The sequence below is a fragment of the Dechloromonas denitrificans genome, from assembly GCF_020510665.1.
Lineage (GTDB): Bacteria > Pseudomonadota > Gammaproteobacteria > Burkholderiales > Rhodocyclaceae > Azonexus > Azonexus denitrificans_B.
This window is the reverse complement of record NZ_CP075187.1, coordinates 2,038,329-2,063,532: the sequence shown is the minus strand read 5'-3', so window position 1 is coordinate 2,063,532 and position 25,204 is coordinate 2,038,329. Positions and strand designations below refer to the sequence as shown.

The window sequence follows — 25,204 nt, the reverse complement described above, 5'->3', positions numbered from 1 at the left end:
CTTCAACAGATCATTTCAGCTTCGAAAGATGCTCGGCGATTGCCTTGATCTCTTCGTCATTAACCAGGTGCATGACGCCCTTCATGGCAGCGGTTTGGCCGTTGTTACGGGCGCCGCTCTTGATGTCCTTCATCTGTGCTTCGATGTAAGCAGCATTCTGGCCGGCAACCTTGGGATAGCTTGGCATCAGCGGCTTGTCACCCTTCGGGCCGTGGCAGGCGTTGCAGGTTTTGTCCTTATACAGGGCGGCGCCATCCAGGGCAGCGATAGCAGGAGATGCGACGACCGCGGCAGCGATCAGAGTCATTACAAATTTCATGGTTTTTCCCTCTCTAAAGTAAAACGGGGAGCAGATTGACTCCGCTCCCCGAAAATTGCCTTAAGTCAGATCAAGATTGCTTACTTGACCTTCTTGGCACCGTTCTGCTCAAGGTAGGTCTTGGCGCGCAGACCGATGTCGGCTGCCTTGACCTGGTATTGCCAAACTTGCTCAGCCCACAGATTGGCTTGTTCCCAATCCTTCTTGGCAGCAGCAGCTTCGTGCTTCGCCTTGGCTTCCTTGATCTTGCTCAGCTGGTCGGTAGCATCATCGACCATGTTGACCACGTCCGGGAAGTCCTTGAAGTTGACGCTGGTGATGTAGCCAACCACAGAGTCGATAACAGCCTGGGTGTCAGCAACCTTCTTGACCGTTGCCTTATAGTCGGCTTCGGTGTAGCTGCCCTTGGCGATCTCGGTCTTCGTCGGCTTCCAGCCCTTCGGCTTGACCAGCAGGTAACCTTGCATTTCAAGGTGCAGGGCAGAGCAGAATTCCGTGCAGTAGTACGGATAGACGCCTTCCTTGTCAGCCTTGAACTTGACGGTCACTGTCTTGCCCGGTTCAACTGAGGCATGAACGTTCATGGTCGACACGGTGAAACCGTGGGTTTCGTCCTGGGCGCGTTCAAGGTTGGTCAGGTGGATGGTGACTTCGTCGCCAACGTCAGCTTCGATGGTTTCCGGGGTGATGTGGGAACGGATCAGCGTGCCATAGACAGTGATCTTGTTGCCCTTCTTCTCGGTACGTTCTTCACCTGCACGGACAGCGCCCGGGTGCGGCTTGTCGGTACGGGAATCGGTGCCGACCTTGTAGCGGACGCCTGGTTTCAGCTTGGTTGCATCGATGGCGACTGCATAGTGCGGCTCACCCAGCGGCAGCGGCATGTCGTACAACAGTTGCATCTTGTCGTTCGAAATGTCGATCAGCTGATGGTTCTGCGGATGCAGCGGACCAACCGGCACGAAACGGTCGATGGCCAGCTTGTTCAGCGCAACCAGGTAACGACCCTTCGGATCGGCAGAGTCGCCTTCCATGGTCATCAGGTGGCCAATGTTGTAATGGACGGAAATCTTGTCCAGTACCTTGCCTTCGCAGTGGTTCCATTTGACGACTTGCGAGTCAACATAGAGCGAGGTGTAGGCAATACACGGCTTGGAGTCATACTGGGTGTGCAAGGGGCCGAGGCCGAGTTGGACCTGAGCGTGCAGGGCGTCCTTCATGCCAATGACCGGAATGCCGTACGGATCCTTGGATTCGAACTTGCCAGCCTTGATGGCGGCCTGAATCTTCTCGAAGGAATAGACGGAAACGTGGGTGTCCAGCTTGCCTGCGACAGTCAGGAACTTGCCGTCCGGGGTGACGTCCACACCGTGCGGAGATTTCGGTTCCGGAACCAGGAAGAGGATGCCTTCTTTGATCGACACATCCATCGGCAGTACGTTGTGGCCGTTGATCTTCTTGGCTTTGCCGGCGGCAACCAGTTCAGCAGCCTTCTTCCAGTTGATCACGTGCAGATAGTCGGTGTCCTTGGCGGAGCAACCAGCTTCATACGGCGGACGGCCTTTTTCAATGCCGCCAACGTAACGCTCGGAACAGAAAGAGTTGGTGAAGGACCAGCCATCAGACGGACCTTTGCCAGCATCGGACAAATCCTGGGAGTACGGCGGCAGTTCGAGGGAGAAGGACTGCTTCGGGTCGAGGCGGCCTTCCTTACGGTCGAACTTCCAGTAGGTCACGCCACCACGATACTTTTCGTTGAACTCTTCAAGCGGGTAGAACTTCTTGTTTTCGAGCGGCGTTGCATACTGGGCTGCTTCGATAACGTATTCGGTATTCGGGGTGACGAAAGCGCCACCGTGCTCCGACTTGTAGATCGGGTTGACCACGATCTGCTTGGTTTCGAAGTCACGCAGGTCGATCACGGCGAGGCGCGGATTGGCCTTGTCGTTGATGAACAGGAACTGACCGTCGTATTTACCCTGGGTTTCGGAAATGGCCGGGTGGTGCGTATCGCCCCAGTTGATTTCCTTGCCGTCGATATTGCCCTGACGCAGCACTGCCTTCGAGTTTTCATCGAAGCCGTAGCCCTGCCATGGTTCCGGGGTGAAAACACCGATGTATTTCAGGATGCGCATGGACGGAATGCCATACACAATGATCTGGCCAGACTGGCCGCCAGATGCAAAAACCACGAATTCATCGCGCTTGCCGGTCGGGACATAGGTCTTGGACGCAGCCAGCAGATCCTGCTGGCTCAGACCGCGACGCTTCATCACGTCCTGCAGCGACTCGGCGGCCCAGGATGAGGCGGCACCGAAACCGATCCCCGCTGCAAGAAGCAGCACGGAGGATTTGACTGCAAATTTATTCATTTGAAAATCTCCCATTGATACAAGAAGTTGTACTTCTGTTCCCCGATTGCTGCATGCGGCAAATCGTCGCTGCGGCAATTTGTCGCACACTGTATTCCTCGTAGAGTGTGAAAAAATTGATGTTTGTTAATTCCATTGGCACTTCTTCAGGGAAAATGCGGGAAACCCCTGTTTGGCGTGCTCAAGAGCTCATCGCGTGAATAAAAAAATACTGATAGATACGATCGGCATCTTGCTGATTGCGCTGGTTGTGGTGGTCGGCTACAAACTCTCACCAATACTTTTACCCAAGGCGGATGTAACTGTTCGGCCTGATCCTGCGTGTAACCTCCAGCGCGAATCGTGCGCCGTTGAGTTGCCGTCAGGTGGGCGTATTGAATTGTCCAGCAGTGTTTTGCCGATTCCAATGGTCAGGCCATTTGAAATCCGGGTCGCAACAAGTGGCTTTACACCGGGCAAGGTGGAAGTTGATTTTGCTGGTGTCGACATGAATATGGGGCTGAATCGCCCTGAACTTGGGTTGCGCGCTCCGGGGCAATATGCAGCCGAAGTCAGTTTGCCGGTTTGCATTACTGGTTTGATGGACTGGCAGGTGACCGTACTTGTTGAAACCGGTGCTGAACGGATTGCCATTCCATATCGTTTTTCTGCCGGAGCTCATGAGTAATGTCAGAACGTATTCTTCTGGGGATTGCCGGTCTCCTTGCTGCGCTGGTGCTTGGACTCGCCTTGTTTTGGCATCCTGAATTGCCTGACCGTCAATTGCCAAAAGCTGCGACAGTGGCGGGGGGGGATTTCACGCTGGACTCTGCCTCTGGTCCTGTGTCGCTCCAGGATTTTCGTGGCAAGCTGGTTCTACTTTATTTTGGATACACCTATTGTCCGGATATCTGCCCGACATCCTTGAGTGCCACTTCAGAAGGATTGAAGCAACTGGCTCCGGATGAGTTGGCGCGAGTGGCCATGCTTTTTGTGTCTGTCGACCCGGAGCGCGACACGCCGTCACGTCTCAAGGAGTATGCAGAATTTTTCCATCCACAAATCATTGGCGTAACGGGGGCATCGCAAAATCTTGCTGAAATAGCCAAGCGCTATGGTGTTTTTTATGCGCGCCAGAAAGTTGAAACTGCAGGCGGGGGTTATGTCGTCGATCACACATCGGATACTTATGTGGTCGGCACAGATGGTGCCCTGCTTGGCAAGATTGCTCATGCCACGCCCCCCGACCAGGTGGTTGTGGCAATTCGTAAATATTTGAACCAGAAACCCTGAAGGAGAAGTTGCTCATGAAACACCTGTCCCTGCTGGCCGCCGGCCTGATGTTTTCCGCCGGCGTGTTTGCCGGTGCTGCCGATGCCGTATCGGTTCAGGATGCCTATGTTCGTTTGGCGCCGCCCAATGCGCCGGCAACTGGCGCCTTTATGGTGATCAAGAATAATGGCGAAAAGGACGTCAAGGTCCTTAAGGCAGATAACTCGGCTTCCAAGGTTACCGAATTGCACACCCATCTCAACGAGGCGGGTGTGATGAAAATGCGTCCGGTGTCAGCGATCGAAATCAAGTCGAAATCCGAAGCTGTGCTCAAGCCGGGAAGTTTGCACATCATGTTGATTGATCTCAAAGCGCCAATGAAAGAGGGGGATGTGGTCCCGATTACCCTGAGTTTTGACGATGGGAGCAGTAAGGTGGTCGATGCCAAGGTTGTTAGGCCGACCGTGGCGCCTGCGTCTATGGATCACATGAATCACAAGCACTAAAACAGCCTTGGGGTTTTGTTGACCGCAGCAATCCCTTGTTTTTATGAGGGGCTCTTTTTGTGCTGGAGCCCCTCGTGTCAGTTTCTTTGCTTGCGTTTGATTTTTGTTGCAAGTGCACAATAAGTGGTGGTCGATTTACAACTTTATACAAAACGCATGCCGTCAGTGTTAGAATTCAAGAAGTTTGTCTACGCTCCGCCGTGGACTGTTGAATGCCTATTCTGTTCGGGAGAGTTATTTTGTCTAATCGTGAAACGCGATCCGCCATTACGCTAATTCTGGCGCTGGGGCTGTTGTCCAGCTCTGCATATGCCGCTGATGAAGGTGCTCAAGCAGCAGATGCCGCAAAGGCAAAATCAACGGTAGAGGCTGGCGAAGGAGCAACAACCTGGAGCAGTGGCGCTGCCGGCGGTCTTTTCTTTGGCGGAGCAGATACAGGTAGCAGCATTGGCCAGCAGTCGGTGACGACAGGGTATGAGCTCGGTGGTTCCGGTGTGGCGGGCGGTCGTACTCCCGCGCAGGAAAATGCAATCATGACCTCGCCTGCGAAGGGGCGTCCGATTCGTTTCGATAATGGCGTCTTCATTTATCCTGCGGCAATGATTGGTTTTGGCCGTAACAACAATGTGTTGGGGACCAATACCAACCAGAAGTCCTCCGAGTTCGTGGTGCTACGTCCTGAACTGGTTACTGAGCTTAAAACCCATGGTGACCGCTACACACTGAGCTACCTTGGCAACTATGCTCATTACGCAAACGCTGCCTCTGACGATTTTAACCACCATGAATTCTGGGCGGCTGGCGACAATTATTTCACCAGCCGAGTGCGCCTTGGCTGGGGTGTAGGCTATCTGGACAAGACCGACCCGCGCGGCTCAACTGACCGTGCCAGCTCGCAGGAGCCCGATCGCTGGCATGCTCCAGTGGTTCGTGCCTTGGGGATTTATGGTGCTCAAGGTGCCGTCGGTCGCATCGAAGGCGAAACCTCCTTCATGCGCAAGCGTTATGACAATAATCGCAATACCACGGTCCAGTCCGATGTTGACTTGACCACGGTGTCCGGTCGCTTCTTCTATCGTTTCATGCCCCGGACCTCTCTGGTGTTCGAAGCTCGCAACACCTGGGCTAACTACGTTTCCCCGCTTTCTACTTCGGATAATACCGATACTCGCCTGTATGCAGGCTTGACTTGGGAAGCCACCGCGAAAACTACGGGTACGATCAAGGTGGGTCAGGCGCACAAGAATTTTGATGATGGTTCGCGCAAGGACGCCACGATGGGTAGCTGGGAAGGTGGCTTGCGTTGGTCGCCACTGACTTATTCGCAGTTTGATCTGCAAAGTTCGCGCGCCCCAGCAGATTCGACCGGCATCGGCAACTACGTGATCAATAGTGGTACGACGTTGGTATGGAATCACAAGTGGGCCAGCTACATCTCTTCCCGTGCCAATCTGGGGCTGTTGAAAAGCCAGTATTCCGGTGACGCTCGTGAAGATAGTACGCGTAACTATGGTCTGGGCTTCTTCCACGAAGTGGGTTACCGCGCACGGGTTGGCCTAGACTGGAATCGCACGGACCGGAATTCCAACCAGGATACCTATGACTTCAAGCGCGACGTCATGATGGCAACCCTTGAAGTCGTTCTCTAAGTTTTGTCTAAGCGAGGTTTTGTTGTGGGTTTTCTTCGGCTATTGATGGTTTGGGTGTTGTCTGTATCTTTGGCTTACGCCCAGTCTGATGTTCCATCGCTTTCCGGTAATGATCGTGCAGCTCCTGCGACGGGGCTGTCCACTTATCGCTTGGCGGCAGGAGACGTAATTACCATTCGTGTCCTCGGCGAAGATGACCTCAGCAAGGAAAAGATCCGGCTCACTGATGCCGGGTCTGTTTCCTATCCTGCGCTGGGTGAAGTCAAGGTTCTGGGATTGACAACCGGCGACCTAGAGCGAATTGTGACCAGCGGCCTGAAGGGGCGCTACCTGGTAAATCCGAAGGTTTCTGTCCAGATTGAAGAGTATCGTCCGTTTTACATCAACGGCATGGTTGATAAGCCTGGTGGCTATCCGTACCAGCCAGGCCTGACTGTTCGCAAGGCAGCATCGCTGGCTGGGGGGTTCAAGGAACGTGCTTCGGTCAACAAGATTTCAATCATTCGGGATGGTGATGCATCCCAGCGCTCGCAAAAGGCAGAGTTGAATACCTTTGTGATGCCCGGTGACATTGTCACTGTCGATGAAAGCTTTTTCTAAGCTTTTTTCTTTTCCCGTTATTTAAATGCAGGCGTGCCTTCGGGCACGCAATCAGGCTGAACTGAATGTCGACTGAACTCACTCAAGACCACAATAAGCACAAGCAGATTTTTCTGCATGATCCTGCCGATAACGCCGATAAGCTCGATATCGTTGAATACTGGCGCAGTATCACCAAGCGAAAAGTGGCGATTGTTGCTTTTGGTTTGGCCGTAGCTTTGTTGGCAGCAGTTGTGGTCTTCGTGATGACTCCTGTTTATCGGGCAACGGTAACGGTTTTGATCGAAGCCAATAAATCGAAGGTTCTGTCGATTGAAGACGTTTACTCCGGCATATCCCAGAATCGTGAGTATTTCCAGACCCAGGTCGAAATCATCAAATCGCGTGAAGTTGCTGTTAAAGCAATTATCAAGACCAAGCTTTGGGAGCGTGAGGAGTTTGATCCTCGTGAGAAGTCAAAGTCCTGGGTAGGTTCGATATTGGCCAGTACGGGATTTACCGACGACCTGGAAAAGAAGGAATGGACTGAGCTTGCCTTGGCAGAGGCGATTTATACTGGCTTTTCCAAGCGATTGACGATTGAGCCAATTCGTTTGAGCCAACTTGCCAAAATCAGCTTTGAGTCCAAAGATGCAGAGTTGTCTGCTTTGGTAGCGAATGCCGTTGCCGATGTGTACATCGAGAATGATCTTGATGCCCGCTACAAGGTAACGAAGCAGGCGAGCAGCTGGCTGCAGGAGCGTTTGTCATCTCTCAAGACAAAGCTTGATGAATCTGAACGTGCGCTGCAAACTTTCCGTGAAAAAGAAGGCATTGTCGACGTCAAGAATGCTGCGCAAAGTGGTGCTGGCAAACAGATTGAAGAAGTTACCCAGCGTCTCGTCGAAACACGGATGAAGCGTGCCGAGGCTGAAAATGCTTACAACCAGATCAAAAATGCACCTAAAGGCGCAGATCTAAGTTCATTGCCTGCGGTAATCAAAAATACCATTGTGGGTGAGGCAAAGAAGCAGGAAGGTGAAGCAGAGCGCCGTCTTTCTGAAATTGCTCAGCGTTACGGTACGGAGCATCCAAAGTATCTGCAGGGTGAAGGCGAGTTAAAGGCTGCTCGTGACAATGTCAAGCGGCAGGTCGACATGGTCGTGTCGAGTGTGACTCGCGAATACGAGGCGGCTCGCGGTACGGAGCGTGCGCTTGAGGGCATCATGGCCTCGGCGCGTGGCTCGGTCCAAACAATCAACCGCAAGGAATTCGAATTGGGCGTGCTTGACCGCGAAGTCGAGTCAAATCGCCAGATGTATGACATGTTCATGAAGCGTGCCAAGGAAACCAATGTAGCGGGCGATTTGCAATCTGCAGTTGCACGTGTCGTTGATCCTGCTGTGGTGCCGAATAAACCCGTCAAACCGCAAAAAGTTCAAATCATTCTGATTGCTTTTGTCCTTGGTCTGTTTATTGGCGTCCTGTCTTCCTTGTTGCTTGATCGTCTCGATAACACCTTGAAGACGACTGAAGATATTGAAACCAAGCTCAAGCACCCGTTGCTGACGACTTTACCGCTGCTCGACAAATCCGAGGTTGAACGGACGTCGACCGCGCGTCTTTTCCTGGATCAGCCAAAATCGCTTTATTCCGAAGCGATCCGTACAGCGCGGACCGGGGTGCTGCTCTCTGCCATCGATCTTGACAAGCGTATTCTGCTTGTTACTTCCAGTCTGCCGGGTGAGGGCAAGACCACATTTTCGATTAATCTGGCAATGGCTCATGCCCATACCAAAAAGACCCTGCTGATCGATTCGGACATGCGTCGCCCCGCTGTTTCCAAGGGGCTTGATCTGGGTAAAGGCTCCAAAGGCTTGTCGAATCTGGTGTCAGGAACGGCAACCTTGGAGGAATGCTTGCAGGCTGTTGAAGGTTCCAACCTGATGATCCTGCCATCCGGGACCATTCCGCCAAATCCGCTTGAACTGCTGCTTTCCCAGAAGTTCAAGGATACCTTGGCGCAACTCTCGGAAACCTTTGACATCATTATCATCGACTCTCCGCCGGTCGAACTAGTCAGCGACGCGTTGGTGATCAGCGCCCTGACTACCGGTGTCATTTATGTGGTCAAGGCACTCGATACGCCGTATCAGCTTGCTCGCAAGGGGCTACAGCGCCTGCGTCGTGCCGATGGTCAGATACTGGGTGTCGTGCTGAATAAACTGGATTTCGCCCACGCAGAGAAGTATTACGGCGAATATTCTGGCTACGGTAAATATGGCTACGGCACCAAAGGCTATCAAGGTGGCTACGGCACAGTCTATGGCGATGATGCAAACACCTGATCGTTGCAACAGGTGGTGCATAGCGTAGCTGAACTGAAGGAGCAGGGGAAAAGCATGATCGATCTACACTCTCATTTGCTCTACAGCGTCGATGACGGTGCTGCCACGCTGGATGAGTCGCTTGCTCTGGCCAGGGTGGCTGTCGACGACGGTATCCGGGTTGCTGTCATGACGCCACACATCCACCCCGGCCGTTACAGTAATGTACGTTCCGGGCTTGAGAGCCGGGTTGAAGCATTCCAGTCAGAGCTGAAAGAACACGGCATCCCGCTTGAAATTCGCCTTGGTGGTGAGGTTCGTCTGAGTGTCGAGTCACTGGAATTGATTCTGGATGGCGAGATCCCTTTTCTGGGAACCGTCGACGGTTATCGCATCATGCTTCTTGAGTTCCCACACCAAATTATTCCGGTCGGGAGCCAGCAATTTGTCGACAAACTGCTGCAACTCAAGATTCGTCCATTGATTGCCCATCCTGAGCGGAACAAGGCAGTCATGGCACAACCTGAAAAAATTCATCCTTTTGTGGACAGTGGATGCTGGCTGCAGATCACGGCAGGTTCTATTGCCGGGCGTTTTGGCGAAACTTCGCGCAAAACAGCCGTGACGCTGATTCAGAATGAATGGGCTCACGTTATTGCCAGTGATGCGCACAATATCGATCATCGTCCTCCCATTTTGGGCGAGGGCAGAGATGCTGTTGCGGAATTGGTCGGTGAAAAGATGGCCTGGCAAATGGTCAGGGATCGTCCTGCACGGATTTTGGGTCTGGAATGAACGATGCGCCGAATGAGGCTTCGCTCGGTATCGGTGCTCAGGCGCTGATTGGGCTGCTGCTTGTTGCCAGCAGTGCCTCGCTGTATTTTGGTCTGCGTGCTGCGCTGGCTGATGCTGTATCCATGCAGTCTCGCTGGCAGATTACCCAATGGCAAAGTGGGAAATCACCTTTGCCCAAAGTGATCGAATGGGGGACAGCGCGCAATGATCTGGTCGCAGCGTTGCACTGGACGCCGAGTGATCCGCAGCTGCATGAATATCTTGGTTATCTTTACGGTTTGCGTGCGACAAGTTCCCGGGCCATTCCAGAGCTTGAGCAAGCCATGCTGGCCGATTCGGTAAGTTATTTCAGGCAGGCCGTTGTGAATCGACCGATGTCACCTTATGCATGGGTTAACTTGTCTCTGGCCCTGCATTTGCAAGGGGGGCAAGACGAGGCCTTATGGCAGGCATGGGAACGTGCCTGGCAATATGGCAATAGGGAAGCTGGCGTACAACGCACGTTGGCTGAAATAGGTTTTGCTCGTTGGCGAGAGGCGGGCACCGCGCGCCAGGCTAAATTGATCGACATGATTGATAATGCCCGGCCGCACTCCAAGGGTGACTTGCTTGCAATTGCCAAGCGCTTTGACAAAGCTGCGCTGCTCAAGCACTGACCACCAGGGCAAGACAGCGCATAGCCCTTGGTCTTTCTCTCTTAAAGCCGCTGTTCCTTGGCGAGTTTCTCGAGCAATTCACGCCATAGGCGTACCTGAGACGCACCACCTTTGCGGGTAGCTCCTGAGGGCAGCCATATATCGTCATCGTTGAAGCTGTAAACAGGTTCAAGGTCAGGGCGCTGTGAGGCTGGTTTTACCTCTTTGACCAGATTGTCGAGAATTAGCGGGTCGGCATCCGGGCGAGGGTAGTAAGCCAGGACCATATGGGATTCGCCAACACTGGTTGCCTTGACATAACTGATGCGCAGGCGCTCGATGGGTATGCCGAGCTCCTTCAGCGACAAATATTTGGCAATAGAATAATCTTCGCAATCCCCCCCGAAAGAGCTAAGCATTTCAACCGGTGTGGCCCAGTAGTCCTCTTTCCCCCAGTGCGCGCTATCGTTGATATAAGGCACCTGGTTCATGAATTCATTGGTCTTGCGGAGAGTCAGCGTTTCGGCTCTGGGGTCACTCTGGCGCGCGCCTGTTGCTTCGGCGGATTTCATGTCGGTCAAGAGACGTTTCCAGATGAGCAGCCGTTTCGGCGCCTCCGGTGAAAACTGGCGAGCGACATAGTTGAGCAGGTTATCCGAAAAATCGACGAGCCCAGCCACCACCGGCAGAGTGGCAGCAACAAGGGCAAGCGCAGCAAGAAATCGAAAATTTCGCTTTGAAAAAAGCATCCGGAAAAACAGCTAACGTCGCAAGCTCCCCATTCTACAGGCACATGCAGAATGGCGGGCAGACATCCATCAGGTTCGAAATTGGCTGCGGACGTCTGCGTGAGATTCGGAATATGACTAATGTCTTATTTCAAATCTGCCGGACTGAGGGGAGAATGCCCCGCTTTGCCGAAACCAATTTTCGGCATCTGTTTCAATCAGGATAACGGTTTGAACCTTCGCCATCCCCTTGCTCTGGCTCTGCTCATACTCACGCTCGGCGGCTGTGCGTCGGTATTTGATGCCCCTTATGAGGAAATCCAGCCCGAAGTTGTTCAGTTGGAGCCTGAGGCCATTGAAGTCGAACCTGGCCCACTGCACGAGATACTCGCGCACGCACCTTCGCCCGCTGTCCATTACCATGATTTGTGGGATCGCATCAGGCATGGATTCAAGGTTGATGATCTGGAGAAAGACCCTCAGGTTATCCGTGTCGCGCGCAAATTTGCCGCCGACAAATTTCTTGACCATACCTCGCAACGAGCTGCCAACCTCTTGTTTTATGTGGTCGATGAGGTCGAGCGCCGAAAGTTGCCGATGGAGCTTGTGCTGGTTCCTTTCGTTGAGTCAGGTTACACACTGGAGGCCCAGTCACATGCCGAGGCGCACGGAGCGTGGCAGTTCATCGAAAAGACAGCGCGTACCTACGAGTTGAACATTGACCGCTTCCAGGATGAAAGACGTTCGCTGATTACCTCGACTCGTGCCGCACTGGATTACCTCAGCATGCTGCATGGCATGTTTGATAGCTGGCCATTGGCCATGGCAGCCTACAACTGTGGTGAAAAACGCATTCAGGCGGAGGTCGACCGTGCCAAGGCTCGCGGCATCAAAAAGCCGAATTTCAACGATCTTGCCGCAAAGTTGCCGGAAGAAACCCGTAACTATGTGCCTCGTATTTTTGCCTTGAAAAAGGTCATTGCCGATCCGGCTTTCTACAAGATAACCCTGCCACCGATTGAAAATGCGACTCGTCACACCGTGGTTGAAATGCATCGTGACATTGATGTCAGCCTTGTGGCGCGTCTTGCGGGGCTTCCGCTAGCCAAGTTCATCGCGCTCAATCCGTCACTCAACGCGCCGATCATTGTGGGGCGCAGTCATACCCAGTTGCTGCTGCCACACGATGCTGCGCTGCAACTGGTGATCAACATGGGAAATCACCCCGGCCCCTGGGTGTCGTGGCGTGCCGTTCGTGTCACGCGGCCGACCACCCAAGGTGAGCTGGCGCGTCGCAATAATGTACCGGTGAGGTTGATCGCGCAGGCCAATCCATTGCCGGAGGGCCACTATTACGCGGTTGGTTCAACCCTGCTTTTGCCTTTGCGGAGCCATGAAATTGCCGCTGACATCGAGTTGCAGCTTGCTCAGCGATCAGTTTTGACAACGAAGGCGCCGGGTTTGCCGGCAAACGATGCCAAGGCTGCCAAATGATCTTTCATTCTCATTTTTGGCGTAGCGAAGCAATCCTGCGCATTCAATAAATCAAATATATCAGGGAGATGTGATGGCAAAAGGAATGATTCTCGCGGCCGGTCAGGGGACTCGCGTTCGGCCTTTGACCAAGGATTTGCCCAAGCCGATGATTCCCATTCTCGGCAAGCCGGTGATGGAATACCTGATCGAACATCTGGCCCGGCACGGTATTACCGACATCATGATCAATGTTGCCTACAACCATCGCAAGATCGAGGAGTATTTCGGTGATGGTCATCGTTGGGGCGTCAATATCGGTTATGCCTACGAAGGTATTTATGAGCATGGCGATATCCTGCCCAAGCCGCTGGGTTCTGCGGGGGGCATGCGCCGGATTCAGGATTTCAGCGGGTTTTTTGACGAAACAACGCTGGTTATCTGTGGAGATGCCATCATCGATCTCGATATTGGCGCTGCCTTGGCCGAGCACAAGAAGGAAGGCGCGATTGCCAGCGTGGTGACGCTTGATGTTCCAAGCGACCAGGTCCAGAACTACGGCATTGTTGTGGCCGATGATGATGGTCGCATCCGTTCTTTCCAGGAAAAGCCAAAACCTGAAGAGGCGCGGTCGACCCTTGCCAGTACCGGTATTTACATTTTCGAACCGGAAGCGATCGACCTCATTCCGGCCGGTGGCGAATTCGACATCGGTAGCCAGCTGTTTCCCATGCTGGTTGAACGCGATCTGCCGTTCTACGCCCAGAACCGCTTTTTCAACTGGATCGATATTGGTCGCGTTACCGACTACTGGTCTGTCCTGCAAAAAGTGCTGAGTGGCGAAGTGGCCGAAATGCGCATGCCGGGCCGCCAGATCGAGCCGGGTGTCTGGGTCGGGCTGAATACCAGCATCAGCTGGGGTAGCGTCAAAATTGTCGGGCCGGTGTACATCGGCTCCAGCGTCCGTATCGAGCCTGGTTGCTCGATCATCGGACCGAGCTGGATCGGCCACGGCAGCCATCTGCGTGCCGGATCAAAAGTGGTTCGCAGCGTGTTGTTCGAATACACGCGTATCGGCGAAAACATGAATTTCACCGAGATGATTGTTTCGCCTCGCTACTGCGTCGACCGCAGCGGTCATGCGACCTATGTCGGGGATGACCGGTTTCCGCTGCGCTGGGGAGATTCGCGCGGCTGAGTCAGCCGGTCCGCTGGAAAACGCTTGTCGGTGCGATCTCTTTTACGCAAGGAATTCCCTTGAGCTACCTTGTTTCTCCATTATTTGCCAAAGCCCGCATCCTGGTCATCGAAAGTGACCCGGCCATGCGGGCTCACATCGAGAGCATCATCCTGCCTCACGTTGGCGAAGTATTTCTGGCCAAAAATGGCGAGGAGGGCTTGCGCCAGTGGTGTTTGCGCGAACCGGATGTGACGTTGACCGAGATTTCGGTGCCGAGTATCGACGGTTTGGCGATGAGCGAGCAGATCAAGGACCAGGATCCTGATGCGGCTATCGTCGTCATTTCTTCATCGGCAGAAACCGAGCATCTGCGTCGCGCCATCGACATCGGTGTGGATGGCTATGTTTTCAAACCGGTCGATCCTGTGCTGCTGCTTGATGTCATTGCCCGTTGTTTGCGTGATCGCAAGCGGGTCATGGAGCTCAAGCTGGCCCGCATGGTGTTTGAAGTTGCCAACGAAGGCATCATCGTGACCAATGAGGACCGCACGATTCTTGCGGTCAACCCGGCTTTTTCCGAAATAACCGGTTATCGGCCGGATGAGGTGATTGGCGAACGAACTAGCATGCTTTCCGCCGGTGTGCATGGTCCCGAGTTTTATCGGGCGATGTGGGATACCCTGCGTACCCACAGTCGTTGGTCCGGTGAAATTGTCAATCGCCGCAAGGATGGCGTGACATTTTCCGAATGGCTTTCGATTGCTGCGGTCGACGGTGAATTCCAGGGCTCTCGCCGTTATGTTGGCCTGATTTCCGATATCTCGGAACGCAAGAAGGAAGAAGAGCACATTCGGCGCATGGCACATTTTGATGCCTTGACCGGCTTGCCCAACCGCCTGCTGTTCAACGATCGTTTGCAACGTGCAGTTGCCCGTGCCCAGCGCCATCGCCAAAAACTGGCAGTGCTTTACGTCGATCTCGACCGTTTCAAGGAAATCAATGATACCTATGGACATGCGGTTGGTGACGAAGTACTTAAAACCATGGCTGATCGCATGCTCAGCCTGTTGCGCCACAGCGATACGGTGAGCCGACGTGGTGGGGATGAGTTTGTGGTCATTCTCGAACTCAATGAGCATCCGGAAGGATTGGCCAGCGTTTGCGAAAAACTGATCAGCGAACTCAAGCAGCCGTTCCAGTTTGGCAAAATCCAGCTTGAACTGGGGGCCAGCATCGGGGTTGGTCGTTTCCCGACTGATGCCACCGACCCTGAAACCCTGCTTGCTGCTGCCGATAGCGCCCTGTACAGCGCCAAGGCCGCCGGACGAGGCTGCTTCAGATATATCGAGCAGGATGCCCAGAACTCGGCGCGCAACCGTCTGGATATGGAGCGAGAACTGCGTGACGGTCTGAAAAACTGGCGCTATTCGTTACGTTATCTGCCGGAAATTTCCTTGCTCGATGGCCGTCTGGAAAATGTCGAAGCATTGCTGCGATTCCACCATCCTGAATTTGGTCTGCTCGATGCTGGACGTTTCCTTGAGGTGGCCGAGGATATTGGAATCATGCCGGAGCTTGGTCAACTGGCCCTGGCCGAAGCTGTACGCGAATTGACCAGCCTTAACGACATCCATGCCAACCTGGGGCTGGTGATTGACCTTTCCGCACGGCAGCTTTCCGCACCGGATGCCGTTCCCAAGCTGCTCGACACACTCGTTCGCGCCGGTATGCAAACGCGCTACATTACCTTCGAGTGCCCCGAAACTGCATTGACCGGTAATGAAATTGCCCAGCAAACCTTGTTTCGCTTGGCTTACTCGGGCTGCAAATTCACGCTTGATGATTTTGGGGCCGGTTTTTGCTCTTTCGGCCTGATCTGCCAATTACCGATGAGCTCGATCAAGATCGACCGCACCTTTATCAAGGAAATCGACCGTGCTCCGCAAATTCGTGAGCTAGTTGCAGCGCTGATTGCTTTCAGCAAGCGCCTCGGCTTGCGCTCCGTTGCCGAAGGGGTTGAAACACCGTCGCAACTCGAGTTTCTTCGTCAATCCGGCTGTGAAGCCGTGCAAGGCTACATTTTCGGAAAACCGATGACTTGCAACGAGCTGCGGGATTTTATCGTTCACGAAAAATGGCGGGGCACACTGAACGATCGTGTATTGGAACTCTCGACTCAGCATTAACTGCGGGATAATGGACAGTTATTCGCGGTCGACCATGGTTTTTTGATGAAATTGCCTTTCCGTTTTATTCCTCTGCTGGCCTCCGCTCTCGTGGTGGCCGGGTTGTATTGGGGGCTGAACCAGGCAGAGTCGCGCGCAATTTATGCCAGTTGGGACAAAGTGTTGCATGCTTCGGTCTTCTTTGTGATCTGGTGGTTGACGCGCTGGACCTTGAAGGGATCGTGGGTGTGGATCACCCTGATTGCGATTGTCGGTGGCGGAGCGGAGGAAATTCATCAGTTTTTCCAGGAAGGGCACGTGCCGAGCCTGGAGGATTGGTATGCCGATATTGTCGGTGTTACGCTGGCCACGCTGATTTATCTGCTTGGACGCTTGCTCTGGGTGCTGCGCGAGAGTGTGGCTTTGCGCGAAGGCGAGATTGTCCCCGAGCGCCGTGAGGTATCCGCCTGGGGCCGCCATGCGCTGGATTACCGTTGGACTTTCAAGCTGTGGCGTTGGGAATTTTATGTTGTCTTGCTTGGTGGGCGCGAGCGGCGCGAATTGGCGCCTGTCGAGCAGGCTGTGGCGCGATGGAGCGTCTGGGCATTGATTTTCGGGTTTTTATTGGTGTCGACCGCGACGGTCCTGGTTGTCCTGTTGCTGATTCAGGCGGCACTGGGATGGCAAATCCCGGCAGTACTCGAATGGGTTGGGCAAGTCAGGTAGTTGCTTGCAATAAATAAAAGCAGTATTCGGCGGAATTTTGATGATAAGCGATTTTGATATGCCTTTTGTCTTATAGGGCAAATTTCTTCATCGTGGCATTATTCGCGCGCAGCACATTGTCACGAAATGATTGAATTACGGTGGTCAGTTTATGGGTTTCATGTCTTCAGGGCTTGTTCGGCCGCATAGTTCAAAAATTGCATTTTTCCACCGCATCCTGGATGCGGTGATGATCCTGGTGGCTTTGGCTATCTCGCTGGAGTTGACTCACGGCCTTGATCTGGATGGTCCTTATGTCCAGGCCGGTATTTTGGCTGTCCTGCTGTTCGTCATGATTGGCGGTGCCCAGCAGATTTACGGTTCGTGGCGGCTTGAGCCCTTGCACAACGCTGTTTCGAAGACGTTGATGGTCTGGATCTGGACAGCGATTGCGCTGGTTGTGCTGGGTTTTCTTGGCAAAACTTCATCTGACTTCTCTCGTGCGGCAACCTTGGTCTGGTTTGTCCTCGCACCGCTGATGCTGGCGGCTTCACGCATCGCCTTGCGTCTTGTTCTCAACGCCTTTCGCTCTTCCGGAAGAAATACCCGTACACTGGCTATTGCCGGTAAAACCAAAATGGGGATGCAGGTTGAAGAGAAAGTGCGCAACTCACCATGGTTGGGTATGCGCTGCGTCGGCTATTTCGACGACCGTCTGGCTGCGCGGGATTGCAAACATGCCGCCAATGATGTCGATGGCGTCGGGCGGTTTGACGAATTGGTCGAGATGGCCCGCAACGGTGAGGTGGATTACATCTACATCACATTGCCGATGAAGGCAGAAAATCGAATCGTCGAACTGGTCAATGCGCTCAGCGACACGACGGCTTCCGTCTATATGGTGCCTAATTTCTTTATCTTCGATCTGCTGCACGGAAAGCTTTCGAGCATGGACGGCATCCCGGTGCTGAGTCTTCATGAAAGCCCGTTTTATGGGGTGGATGGCTGGGTCAAGCGGGCGGAGGATATTGTTGTCGCCAGCCTGATCCTGCTGCTGATTGCCCTCCCCATGGCGTTGATCGCACTGGGCGTTAAATTGACCTCGCCCGGCCCGGTGCTTTTCAAGCAGCGCCGCTATGGACTGAATGGTGCTGTCGTCGAAGTCTGGAAATTTCGCAGCATGACGGTTTGCGAGGATGGCGATAAAGTCATCCAGGCCCAAAAAGGGGATATGCGGATTACTCCCTTCGGCGCTTTTTTACGGCGTACTTCGCTTGACGAATTGCCGCAGTTTTTCAATGTATTGCAAGGTTCGATGTCCGTCGTTGGCCCGCGGCCGCATGCGGTTTCACACAACGAGCAGTATCGTCGCCTGATTCGTGGCTACATGTTGCGCCACAAGGTCAAGCCGGGGATTACCGGTTGGGCTCAGATCAGTGGCTGGCGTGGTGAAACGGAGACCGTCGACAAAATGGCCATGCGGGTCAAGTTTGATTTGCAATACGTTCAAAACTGGTCGCTGTGGTTTGACCTAAAGATCATTTTTCTCACGGTATTCAAGGGGTTCGTGAATAAAAATGCGTACTAGGTTCCCGGTGCGGTCTCGACTGGCCGACTGAGTGGTGCGGGCATGGCCAGCTTTATTTGCTAAAGTAATTCCTTGAATTTTTTCCCCGCCTCGTCGGGGAGCCATCGATGGATCCCATTTCATGATCATCCAGCCCGTTATTCTTTGTGGCGGCTCAGGCACCCGCCTCTGGCCGCTTTCTCGCGAACAGTACCCCAAGCAGTTGCTTTGCCTGAATGGCAATCACACCATGCTCCAGGCGACAGCGTTGCGCCTCGACGGGCTTGCGCTGGCAGAAGGCGATGTACTGGCTGCTCCTTTGTTAGTCGGCAATGAGGAATATCGCTTCCTGATCGCCGAGCAACTGCGTCAGGTTGGTGTAGCGCATCCCACCCTGGTCCTCGAACCTTGCGGGCGCAATACGGCACCTGCTTTGACCTTGGCTGCGCTGGCTGCTCAAGGTGAGGGAAGCGACCCGGTGCTGGTCATCATGCCGGCGGATCATGTGATCCAGGATGAAACTGCTTTTCGCAAAGCAGTGATGCAGGGGGCCGCCCTGGCCGAGCAGGGTAAACTGGTTACTTTTGGTATCAAGCCAACTGCCCCGGAAACGGGTTATGGTTATATCAAGCAGGGTGCAGCACTGGCCGATGGGGCGTGCCTGGTCGATCAGTTTGTCGAAAAGCCGGATGCTGCGACCGCTGAAAGCTATCTGGCCAGTGGGCGTTTCCTATGGAATGGCGGGATTTTCGTCATCAAAACATCGGTCTGGCTGGCCAAGATGGCGCAGTGTCGTGCCGACATTACGGCTGCTTGCCTCAAGGCCTATGAGGGCCGGCAGCAGGATCACGATTTTCTCCGTCCATCGAAAGAGGCATTCGCCGACTGTCCATCCGACTCAATCGACTATGCCGTGATGGAGCGTCTTGCCCGCGAAGGGGCTAATACCGGTGAGGTCGCTGTTGTTCCGCTCGATGCGCGCTGGTCTGATGTGGGCGCCTGGAGCGCGCTGTGGGAAATCGGTGACAAGGATGCCGGCGGCAATGTGCTGATGGGCGATGTCCTGTCAGTTGACTCTCAGGACACGCTGGTTGTTGCCGAAGACCGCCTGGTTGCCTGCATTGGTCTGAAAAACATTGTCGTGGTTGAAACAGCCGATGCCATTTTGGTGGCGGATCGTTCCGAGATTCAGAAGGTCAAGGAAGTAGTCGGGCAACTCAAGGCTCAAAAGCGCCCGGAATCACTTTCGCATCGCAAGGTTTTCCGGCCCTGGGGGTGGTATGACAGCATCGATTTCGGCGAACGATTCCAGGTCAAGCGCATCGTCGTCAATCCCGGCGCCTGTCTTTCGCTGCAAATGCATCACCATCGTGCAGAGCACTGGATCGTCGTTTCCGGAACAGCCAAGGTGACCCGTGGCGAAGAAACGCTGCTGGTGTCCGAAAACCAATCAACCTATATCCCGCTGGGTACCAAGCATCGCCTTGAGAACCCGGGCAAACTGCCTCTGGAAATGATCGAAGTGCAATCAGGCAGTTATTTGGGGGAGGATGACATCGTCCGGTTTGAAGATATTTACGGACGTTGACCGAAAAGCGGGTGGTGATGGATGTTTGCCATAAATTGGGGGTTTTCCCGGTCGACCGCAAAATTTGCCTTGGATTTTTGGAGTTCTGAATGATTCTGGTCACCGGTGGGATGGGTTATATCGGTTCGCACACTGTTGTCGAGCTGCTTGAGGCCGGCGCAGATTTGCTGATTGTTGATAATCTCAGTAACAGCAAACTGGCTGTACTTGACCGTATCGAAAGCATTACTGGCCGCCGCCCGGCTTTCGTGCAGGCAGATATTCGCGATCGTGCGGCGATGGGCGAATTGTTTGCCCGCCATGCCATTAGCGAAGTGATCCACTTTGCCGGCCTGAAAGCGGTTGGCGAGTCGGTTGCCCAGCCCTTGCGCTATTACGACAACAACGTGCAGGGCAGTCTGGTGCTTTTCCAGACCATGGCTGAAGCAGGTGTCAGAAAACTGGTTTTTAGTTCATCCGCTACCGTTTATGGCGATCCGCACACCGTGCCGATCATTGAGAATTTTCCTCTCCAGGCAACCAACCCCTACGGGCGTTCGAAGCTGATGATCGAGGAAATCCTGCGCGATCTCGCTATTGCCGATCCTTCGTGGCGTATTGCCTTACTGCGCTATTTCAATCCTGTGGGGGCGCACAGCAGCGGCTTGATCGGTGAAGATCCGAACGGCATTCCGAATAATCTGATGCCGTTCATTGCGCAGGTTGCAGTCGGCAAACGCCCGGAATTATCTGTTTTCGGTAATGATTATCCGACGGTCGACGGTACCGGGGTGCGTGATTACATCCACGTGGTTGATCTTGCTTCGGGGCATCTTGCCGCGCTGCGGGCACTCAACGAGAAGCCGGGTGTGCTGACGGTCAACCTGGGGACGGGGCAGGGATACAGTGTTTTGCAAATGATTGCCGCTTTCGAAAAGGCCAGTGGCAAACAGGTCGCACATCGCATTGTCGAGCGTCGTCCGGGTGATGTGGCTTCTTGTTACGCCAATCCGAGCTTTGCGTTGGAGAGCCTCAAATGGCAGGCAGAGCGGGGTATTGAAGCAATGTGCACTGATACCTGGCGTTGGCAGTCAATGAATCCTGTCGGCTACGAGTGAGTGCTTGTTGATTGTTGAAGCTGCGCTGACTGCGCAGTTTTTGTTGCAAGCCTGATCGGTAAAATCAAACAGAATAATCTGTCTAAGTCAGTGTTATTTATCGTTTTTTGAAACTTTTTACCTTTGATTTGTTGACGTGTGCATGTGCCGATGTTAACCTTCGCGCATACTATTTAGGAGGTGCTATGAAGAAATTCAAGCTAGGTTTGATCGCAGGTGTGATGGCAGTGAGTTTCTCCGCCATGGCAGCCTTCACCAGTGGCATGACTGCCACGCAAATTGCTTCTGAAGTTGCAAGCCTCAGGGCTGCAGGTCAGACGCCGGCCCAGATCGCCAATGCAGCCAAGGCTGCGAATGTCTCGACCACGCTGACTACCAGCGCCATGATCGAGCAGGGAATCAGTGCTTCAGATGCAGTTACCGCCGTTGTGGCCGCTGCCAATGGCAACGAAGCTGTTGCTGAAGCTGCCGTCCGTGCTGCCGTTAATTCCGGTGCAACGCTGGCGACCGCTCAGGGTGCAGCAATTGCCGGTGGTGCTGATCCGACACAAATTACCGCAGCAACTGCCGCTGGTAACAATGGTCAGGGTCAAGGCCAGGGTAATGTCGGAAATAACTCTTCCGGCAATGGTAACAGTGGCTTTGGTACGAGTGGTGGCGCATCCACCATCTCCGGTGGTGGCGGTGGCGGCGGTAGCCGCTCCTGATCGAGCCTCTACCCGATAATGGCAGCTTAAGGCTGCCATTTTTTTTACCTCGATATTTTCTCCATGCGCACAGTTTCGTCTGCCAGACCTGCTTTTTCTTCAGAGATCGATGATCGCTGGTTATTTCGTGGCTTGATCCTTCTTCTTTTCTGGGCGCCGCTGCCTTTGGGAAGCAATCGGACCTGGGCCGTCGGTATTCTGGTTTGCTGGTCGCAATTGCTCCTTCTCGGGGCGATGTTTGTCTGGCGGCATGCTGCGGTCGACGCCTTTGAGCGGCTGAAATTATTCAAATGGCCGCTTGCTTTGTTTGGTTTGTTTGGCTTGCTGGTCTGGGCGCAACTGTTGCCATTGCCAGCCAGTTTTCTTGCATTGCTTTCACCTGAAACAGTGACCGTGCAGCAGGGTGTTTCTTCCTTCAGGATTAGTCTTGATCCGAACCAGACGCAGATTTATGCCGCCCTCACTTTCGCCTATTTCTCCTGTTTTATCGTTGCGTTGCTGACGGTTCGTGACAAGGAGCGACTGGATAAACTCGCTTTACTGATTGTCGGTGCCGGTCTGCTACAGGCGATCATCGGCGTGCTGCTGTTTTCGGTTGGGGCGACTTACCGGATATTTTTCTTCGATATTGCCCATAACCGGGTTTTTGGTACTTTTGGCTATCACAACCACTTTGCTGGCTATATGGAGATTTGCCTGTCGGTCGGGATCGGTTTGATGCTGGCCCGTCTTGGGGCTGAAAAAAGCGAGCAAATAGGCAACTGGAAGCACAAGCTGGTCAAGGTATTTGACTTTATCCTGAGTCCCAAGATGCGCTTGCGCATGATGCTGATTATTCTGGTCATCGCCTTGGTTCTGACGCGCTCACGCATGGGGAATGCCGGATTTTTTGCGGCCATGCTGATTGTTGGTCTTATTGCCATTGTGCTGTCGCGCAAGATGGCGCCGGCAACGATAGGTCTGATCGCCAGCTTGATCATTATCGATGTGGTGATTGTCGGCACTTGGGTTGGTCTGGAAAAAGTGGTCGAGCGGGTACGTGATACCGGCATGGTTCAGGAAATTGGCGCTCGCGAGGAATCGGTCGAGTTGCGAACTGAGGTGGCGCGCTACAGCGTCGATCTCGTTCGCGATTTCCCGGTGCTGGGGACTGGCGCCGGGAGTTTTTACAATACCTATCTGCGTTACCGCACACCGCGCGAGTTGTACTGGGATCACGCACATAACGATTATGTCGAGATTGCGGCCGATACGGGAGTGTTTGGCCTGGGGATTTTGGCCGGTTTTGTGGTGTTGACCGCAGCAAAGGCCATCCTGATCCTGATGCGCCGCCGTTCAAGCTTGCCGCGTGGCGTGGCCTTTGGTTCGCTGATGGCGATTGTTGCAATTGCCATACATAGTACGGTCGATTTCAATTTACAGTTGCCGGCTAATGCGTTGACGCTGGTTATCGTCATGGCCATGGTCTGGATGGCCGGTGCCTTGCCGCAAGGTGGCGGGCGTTCGCCCGGGGAACGTAGCCGTTCAGGATCAAAATCGGCTATGCCGCGGCGCAACAAAATGCAGGGAGTGGTTTGATGACGTTGAGGCGGCAGTTGTTCATCGCGATTTCACTGGTTTTTCTGGTGATTTTTCTGGGGCTGATGGCCGTGGGTATCAACGGCACGCGCGATTACCTGGAGCAGCAGCTTGGTTCGCATGCCCAGGATGCCGCGTCATCGCTTTCCTTGCCGCTTGCGCAGTCATTGGGCAAAAATGATGCAGGCTTGGCTAATGTGCAGGTCACCTCGATGTTCGACCGAGGCTATTTCCAGCGCATCGCTGTCATCGGAATTGATGGATCTGTCGTGGTCGACCGCGACTTGCCAACCAAAATCGATGGTGTGCCTCTGTGGTTTTCAAGCCTGATCCAGTTGCATGCGCCGCCTGGTGAAGCTTTCATTTCTGCCGGCTGGCGACAATTGGGCAAGGTTGTCGTGGTCTCGCAGCCAACCCATGCATATCAGTATTTGTGGAAATACACGCTGGAGGCAGGTGGCTGGATGGGACTTGGCTACCTTATTGCAATGATTCTGACGCGCTTTTTGTTGCGCCTGATTTTGCGCCCCTTGTCTGATATCGAGCGAACTGCGCTGGCTATTCAGGAACGACGTTTTGTCCAGATTCCAATTGTCCCGAAGGCTTTGGAGTTGGGACGCGTTGTGCGAGCCATGAATCGCATGTCGCAGCGTATTTCGGATTTTCTCGATGCAGAGTCGAAGCGGGCAGATGGTTTTCGCAAGGAAGCGTATCAGGATGAAATCACCGGCCTGGATAACCGACGTAGCTTCGATTTGCGTTTTACCCAGTTGCTTGAAGGCGATGTCCAGTTTTCAGAAGGGTCGGTGATCGGGCTCGAAATCAACAACCTCAAGGCATTCAATACTGAAACCAGCTACCAGCGTGGCAATGCTTTCCTGGTGACACTGACTCACATCGTTCGCCGGATTCTTGGTGAGCACGCAATGATTCTCGGACGGATTGGCGGCACTTCCTTCGGCTTCGTGGTGGTTGGGCTTGATGGTACAGCCATGGCCGGAGTCGGGCGTGAATTACAGGAGTCGCTCCAGCTCGAAATTGAATCGGTGTCGGGAGATGTGGACATCTCCTTCAGCCTGGGGGTGGTGAACTTCCACAAGAGCGACAAGCGGTCGCAGGTAATGGCGCGACTTGATCTGGCGATCGAGTCAGCTCGCCAATCCGGGCGTAATGCCTTGCAGTTCGTCATGGAAGAAGAGGGCGATGAAGGCGCTTTGGGCTCGCTGGGTTGGCGCGAGTTGATTCAGAATGCGATGGCCGAGAATCGCTGGACCTTGCTTGGGCAGCCGGTTGTCTCGCTAGCGACGCGTGATGTGATTCACCGTGAAATCATGACCCGGCTAGTCGGGACGGATGGCCGCCTGGTACCCGCCGCTCGTTTTCTGCCCATGGCTTTGCGCCATCATCTGATGGCCGATATTGACCGTGCATTGCTTGAGTTGGTGTTTGGCATTCTTGAGGCCGGCGTTCAAACAGAAGGGCATCTGGCAGTCAATATGTCCAATCAGAGCTTGCAGAGTGCCGAGTTTGTGAAGTGGCTGTCTGGCCGTCTCGTCAGATTGGGGGGATTGGCGGCACGTCTGTCGTTTGAATTGACCGAGTACGGTTGTTCAATTGATATCGAGGCTGCTCGACGGTTTGCATCGATGGTTCGAGAACATGGTGCACGTTTTGGTATCGATCACTTTGGCTTGGCCCCCAAATCACTGCAGACCTTGCGCGAAGTGCCGCCGGACTACATCAAGCTCGATACGGGCCTGGTTGCCGAAGCGCCGGTCAATGCCGGTGCGCACTCCCTGCTTCAGTCTGTTATTGCGCTCGCGCATCAACTGGATGTCGATGTGATTGCCCAGGGTGTCGAGAGTGCGGAGCAGGTTGAAATGTTGATCAAGGATCAGGTTGGTGGCGGACAAGGCTATCACTTCGGAGCGCCGTCCCCCGATATTGGCAGCTAAGCCGGCTATGGTCGTGCGGGTTGCGGTG

The 25,204-nt window shown here is 53.9% G+C and carries 21 protein-coding genes; 18 read left to right on the top strand and 3 right to left on the bottom strand.

Going from position 1 to position 25,204, the window contains the following annotated elements; translation table 11 throughout:
* Window positions 1-10 precede the first annotated feature (10 nt).
* A complete protein-coding gene (locus KI614_RS09740; protein ID WP_226405171.1) occupies window positions 11-307 on the bottom strand; it encodes a c-type cytochrome in 297 nt (98 codons plus the stop codon).
* Between the two features lie 92 nt (window positions 308-399).
* Window positions 400-2,691: a Sec-dependent nitrous-oxide reductase gene (nosZ, locus tag KI614_RS09735; protein WP_226405169.1), complete on the bottom strand. Its 2,292-nt coding sequence runs from the start codon at window positions 2,689-2,691 to the stop codon at window positions 400-402.
* A 196-nt stretch (window positions 2,692-2,887) separates the two neighbouring features.
* Here nosZ and KI614_RS09730 point away from each other — a divergent pair, with 196 nt between their 5' ends.
* The 8 genes from KI614_RS09730 (at window position 2,888) to KI614_RS09695 (ending at window position 10,454) form a co-directional block, all read left to right on the top strand.
* A complete protein-coding gene (locus KI614_RS09730) occupies window positions 2,888-3,358 on the top strand; it encodes a hypothetical protein (protein WP_226405167.1) in 471 nt (156 codons plus the stop codon).
* Window positions 3,358-3,963 carry an SCO family protein gene (locus KI614_RS09725; protein ID WP_226405164.1) on the top strand — a complete coding sequence of 202 codons (606 nt, stop codon included), beginning with the start codon at window positions 3,358-3,360 and terminating at the stop codon, window positions 3,961-3,963. The genes KI614_RS09730 and KI614_RS09725 overlap by 1 nt, the downstream gene beginning before the upstream one ends.
* 14 nt (window positions 3,964-3,977) lie before the next feature.
* Complete coding sequence (locus KI614_RS09720; RefSeq protein WP_226405162.1) at window positions 3,978-4,448, top strand: copper chaperone PCu(A)C; 471 nt, start codon at window positions 3,978-3,980, stop codon at window positions 4,446-4,448.
* A gap of 212 nt (window positions 4,449-4,660) precedes the next feature.
* Window positions 4,661-6,097, top strand: a complete 1,437-nt coding sequence (locus KI614_RS09715) for an outer membrane beta-barrel protein (RefSeq protein WP_226405160.1) — start codon at window positions 4,661-4,663, stop codon at window positions 6,095-6,097.
* Between the two features lie 45 nt (window positions 6,098-6,142).
* Entirely contained in the window at window positions 6,143-6,697 is a 555-nt protein-coding gene (locus KI614_RS09710) for a polysaccharide biosynthesis/export family protein (RefSeq protein ID WP_203469383.1), read from the top strand.
* 65 nt (window positions 6,698-6,762) lie between these two features.
* Window positions 6,763-9,024 (top strand): GumC family protein, encoded by a 2,262-nt coding sequence (locus KI614_RS09705; RefSeq protein ID WP_226405158.1) that lies wholly within the window; start codon window positions 6,763-6,765, stop codon window positions 9,022-9,024.
* A 54-nt stretch (window positions 9,025-9,078) separates the two neighbouring features.
* Entirely contained in the window at window positions 9,079-9,798 is a 720-nt protein-coding gene (locus tag KI614_RS09700; protein ID WP_226405156.1) for a tyrosine-protein phosphatase, read from the top strand.
* Complete coding sequence (locus KI614_RS09695; protein WP_226405153.1) at window positions 9,795-10,454, top strand: hypothetical protein; 660 nt, start codon at window positions 9,795-9,797, stop codon at window positions 10,452-10,454. Before KI614_RS09700 ends, KI614_RS09695 begins: the two co-directional genes overlap by 4 nt.
* Before the next feature lie 41 nt (window positions 10,455-10,495).
* Here the strand turns inward: KI614_RS09695 and KI614_RS09690 are convergent, their stop codons facing one another.
* The gene (locus KI614_RS09690; RefSeq protein WP_226405151.1) at window positions 10,496-11,182 is read right to left on the bottom strand and encodes a transglutaminase-like cysteine peptidase; all 687 of its coding nucleotides are present in this window, start codon (window positions 11,180-11,182) and stop codon (window positions 10,496-10,498) included.
* 210 nt (window positions 11,183-11,392) lie between these two features.
* Here KI614_RS09690 and KI614_RS09685 point away from each other — a divergent pair, with 210 nt between their 5' ends.
* The 10 genes from KI614_RS09685 to KI614_RS09640 all read left to right on the top strand — a co-directional run bounded on the left by KI614_RS09685 (window position 11,393) and on the right by KI614_RS09640 (window position 25,176).
* Window positions 11,393-12,655: a transglycosylase SLT domain-containing protein gene (locus KI614_RS09685; RefSeq protein ID WP_226405149.1), complete on the top strand. Its 1,263-nt coding sequence runs from the start codon at window positions 11,393-11,395 to the stop codon at window positions 12,653-12,655.
* Between the two features lie 73 nt (window positions 12,656-12,728).
* Window positions 12,729-13,832, top strand: coding sequence for a sugar phosphate nucleotidyltransferase (locus KI614_RS09680; protein WP_203466889.1), 1,104 nt, complete (start codon window positions 12,729-12,731; stop codon window positions 13,830-13,832).
* Between the two features lie 59 nt (window positions 13,833-13,891).
* Window positions 13,892-16,000, top strand: coding sequence for an EAL domain-containing protein (locus KI614_RS09675; protein WP_226405146.1), 2,109 nt, complete (start codon window positions 13,892-13,894; stop codon window positions 15,998-16,000).
* Between the two features lie 45 nt (window positions 16,001-16,045).
* A complete protein-coding gene (locus tag KI614_RS09670; RefSeq protein ID WP_226405144.1) occupies window positions 16,046-16,705 on the top strand; it encodes a VanZ family protein in 660 nt (219 codons plus the stop codon).
* 160 nt (window positions 16,706-16,865) lie between these two features.
* Window positions 16,866-18,272, top strand: a complete 1,407-nt coding sequence (locus KI614_RS09665) for an undecaprenyl-phosphate glucose phosphotransferase (protein ID WP_226405142.1) — start codon at window positions 16,866-16,868, stop codon at window positions 18,270-18,272.
* A 121-nt stretch (window positions 18,273-18,393) separates the two neighbouring features.
* Window positions 18,394-19,839 carry a mannose-1-phosphate guanylyltransferase/mannose-6-phosphate isomerase gene (locus KI614_RS09660; RefSeq protein WP_226405139.1) on the top strand — a complete coding sequence of 482 codons (1,446 nt, stop codon included), beginning with the start codon at window positions 18,394-18,396 and terminating at the stop codon, window positions 19,837-19,839.
* A gap of 89 nt (window positions 19,840-19,928) precedes the next feature.
* Complete coding sequence (gene galE / locus KI614_RS09655; protein ID WP_226405137.1) at window positions 19,929-20,936, top strand: UDP-glucose 4-epimerase GalE; 1,008 nt, start codon at window positions 19,929-19,931, stop codon at window positions 20,934-20,936.
* 185 nt (window positions 20,937-21,121) lie between these two features.
* Window positions 21,122-21,643: a hypothetical protein gene (locus tag KI614_RS09650; RefSeq protein WP_226405135.1), complete on the top strand. Its 522-nt coding sequence runs from the start codon at window positions 21,122-21,124 to the stop codon at window positions 21,641-21,643.
* A gap of 132 nt (window positions 21,644-21,775) precedes the next feature.
* On the top strand, window positions 21,776-23,221 hold the full coding sequence (locus tag KI614_RS09645) for an O-antigen ligase family protein (protein ID WP_226405124.1): 1,446 nt from the start codon (window positions 21,776-21,778) through the stop codon (window positions 23,219-23,221).
* The gene (locus tag KI614_RS09640; RefSeq protein ID WP_226405122.1) at window positions 23,221-25,176 is read left to right on the top strand and encodes an EAL domain-containing protein; all 1,956 of its coding nucleotides are present in this window, start codon (window positions 23,221-23,223) and stop codon (window positions 25,174-25,176) included. Before KI614_RS09645 ends, KI614_RS09640 begins: the two co-directional genes overlap by 1 nt.
* The last annotated feature ends 28 nt before the right edge of the window (window positions 25,177-25,204 follow it).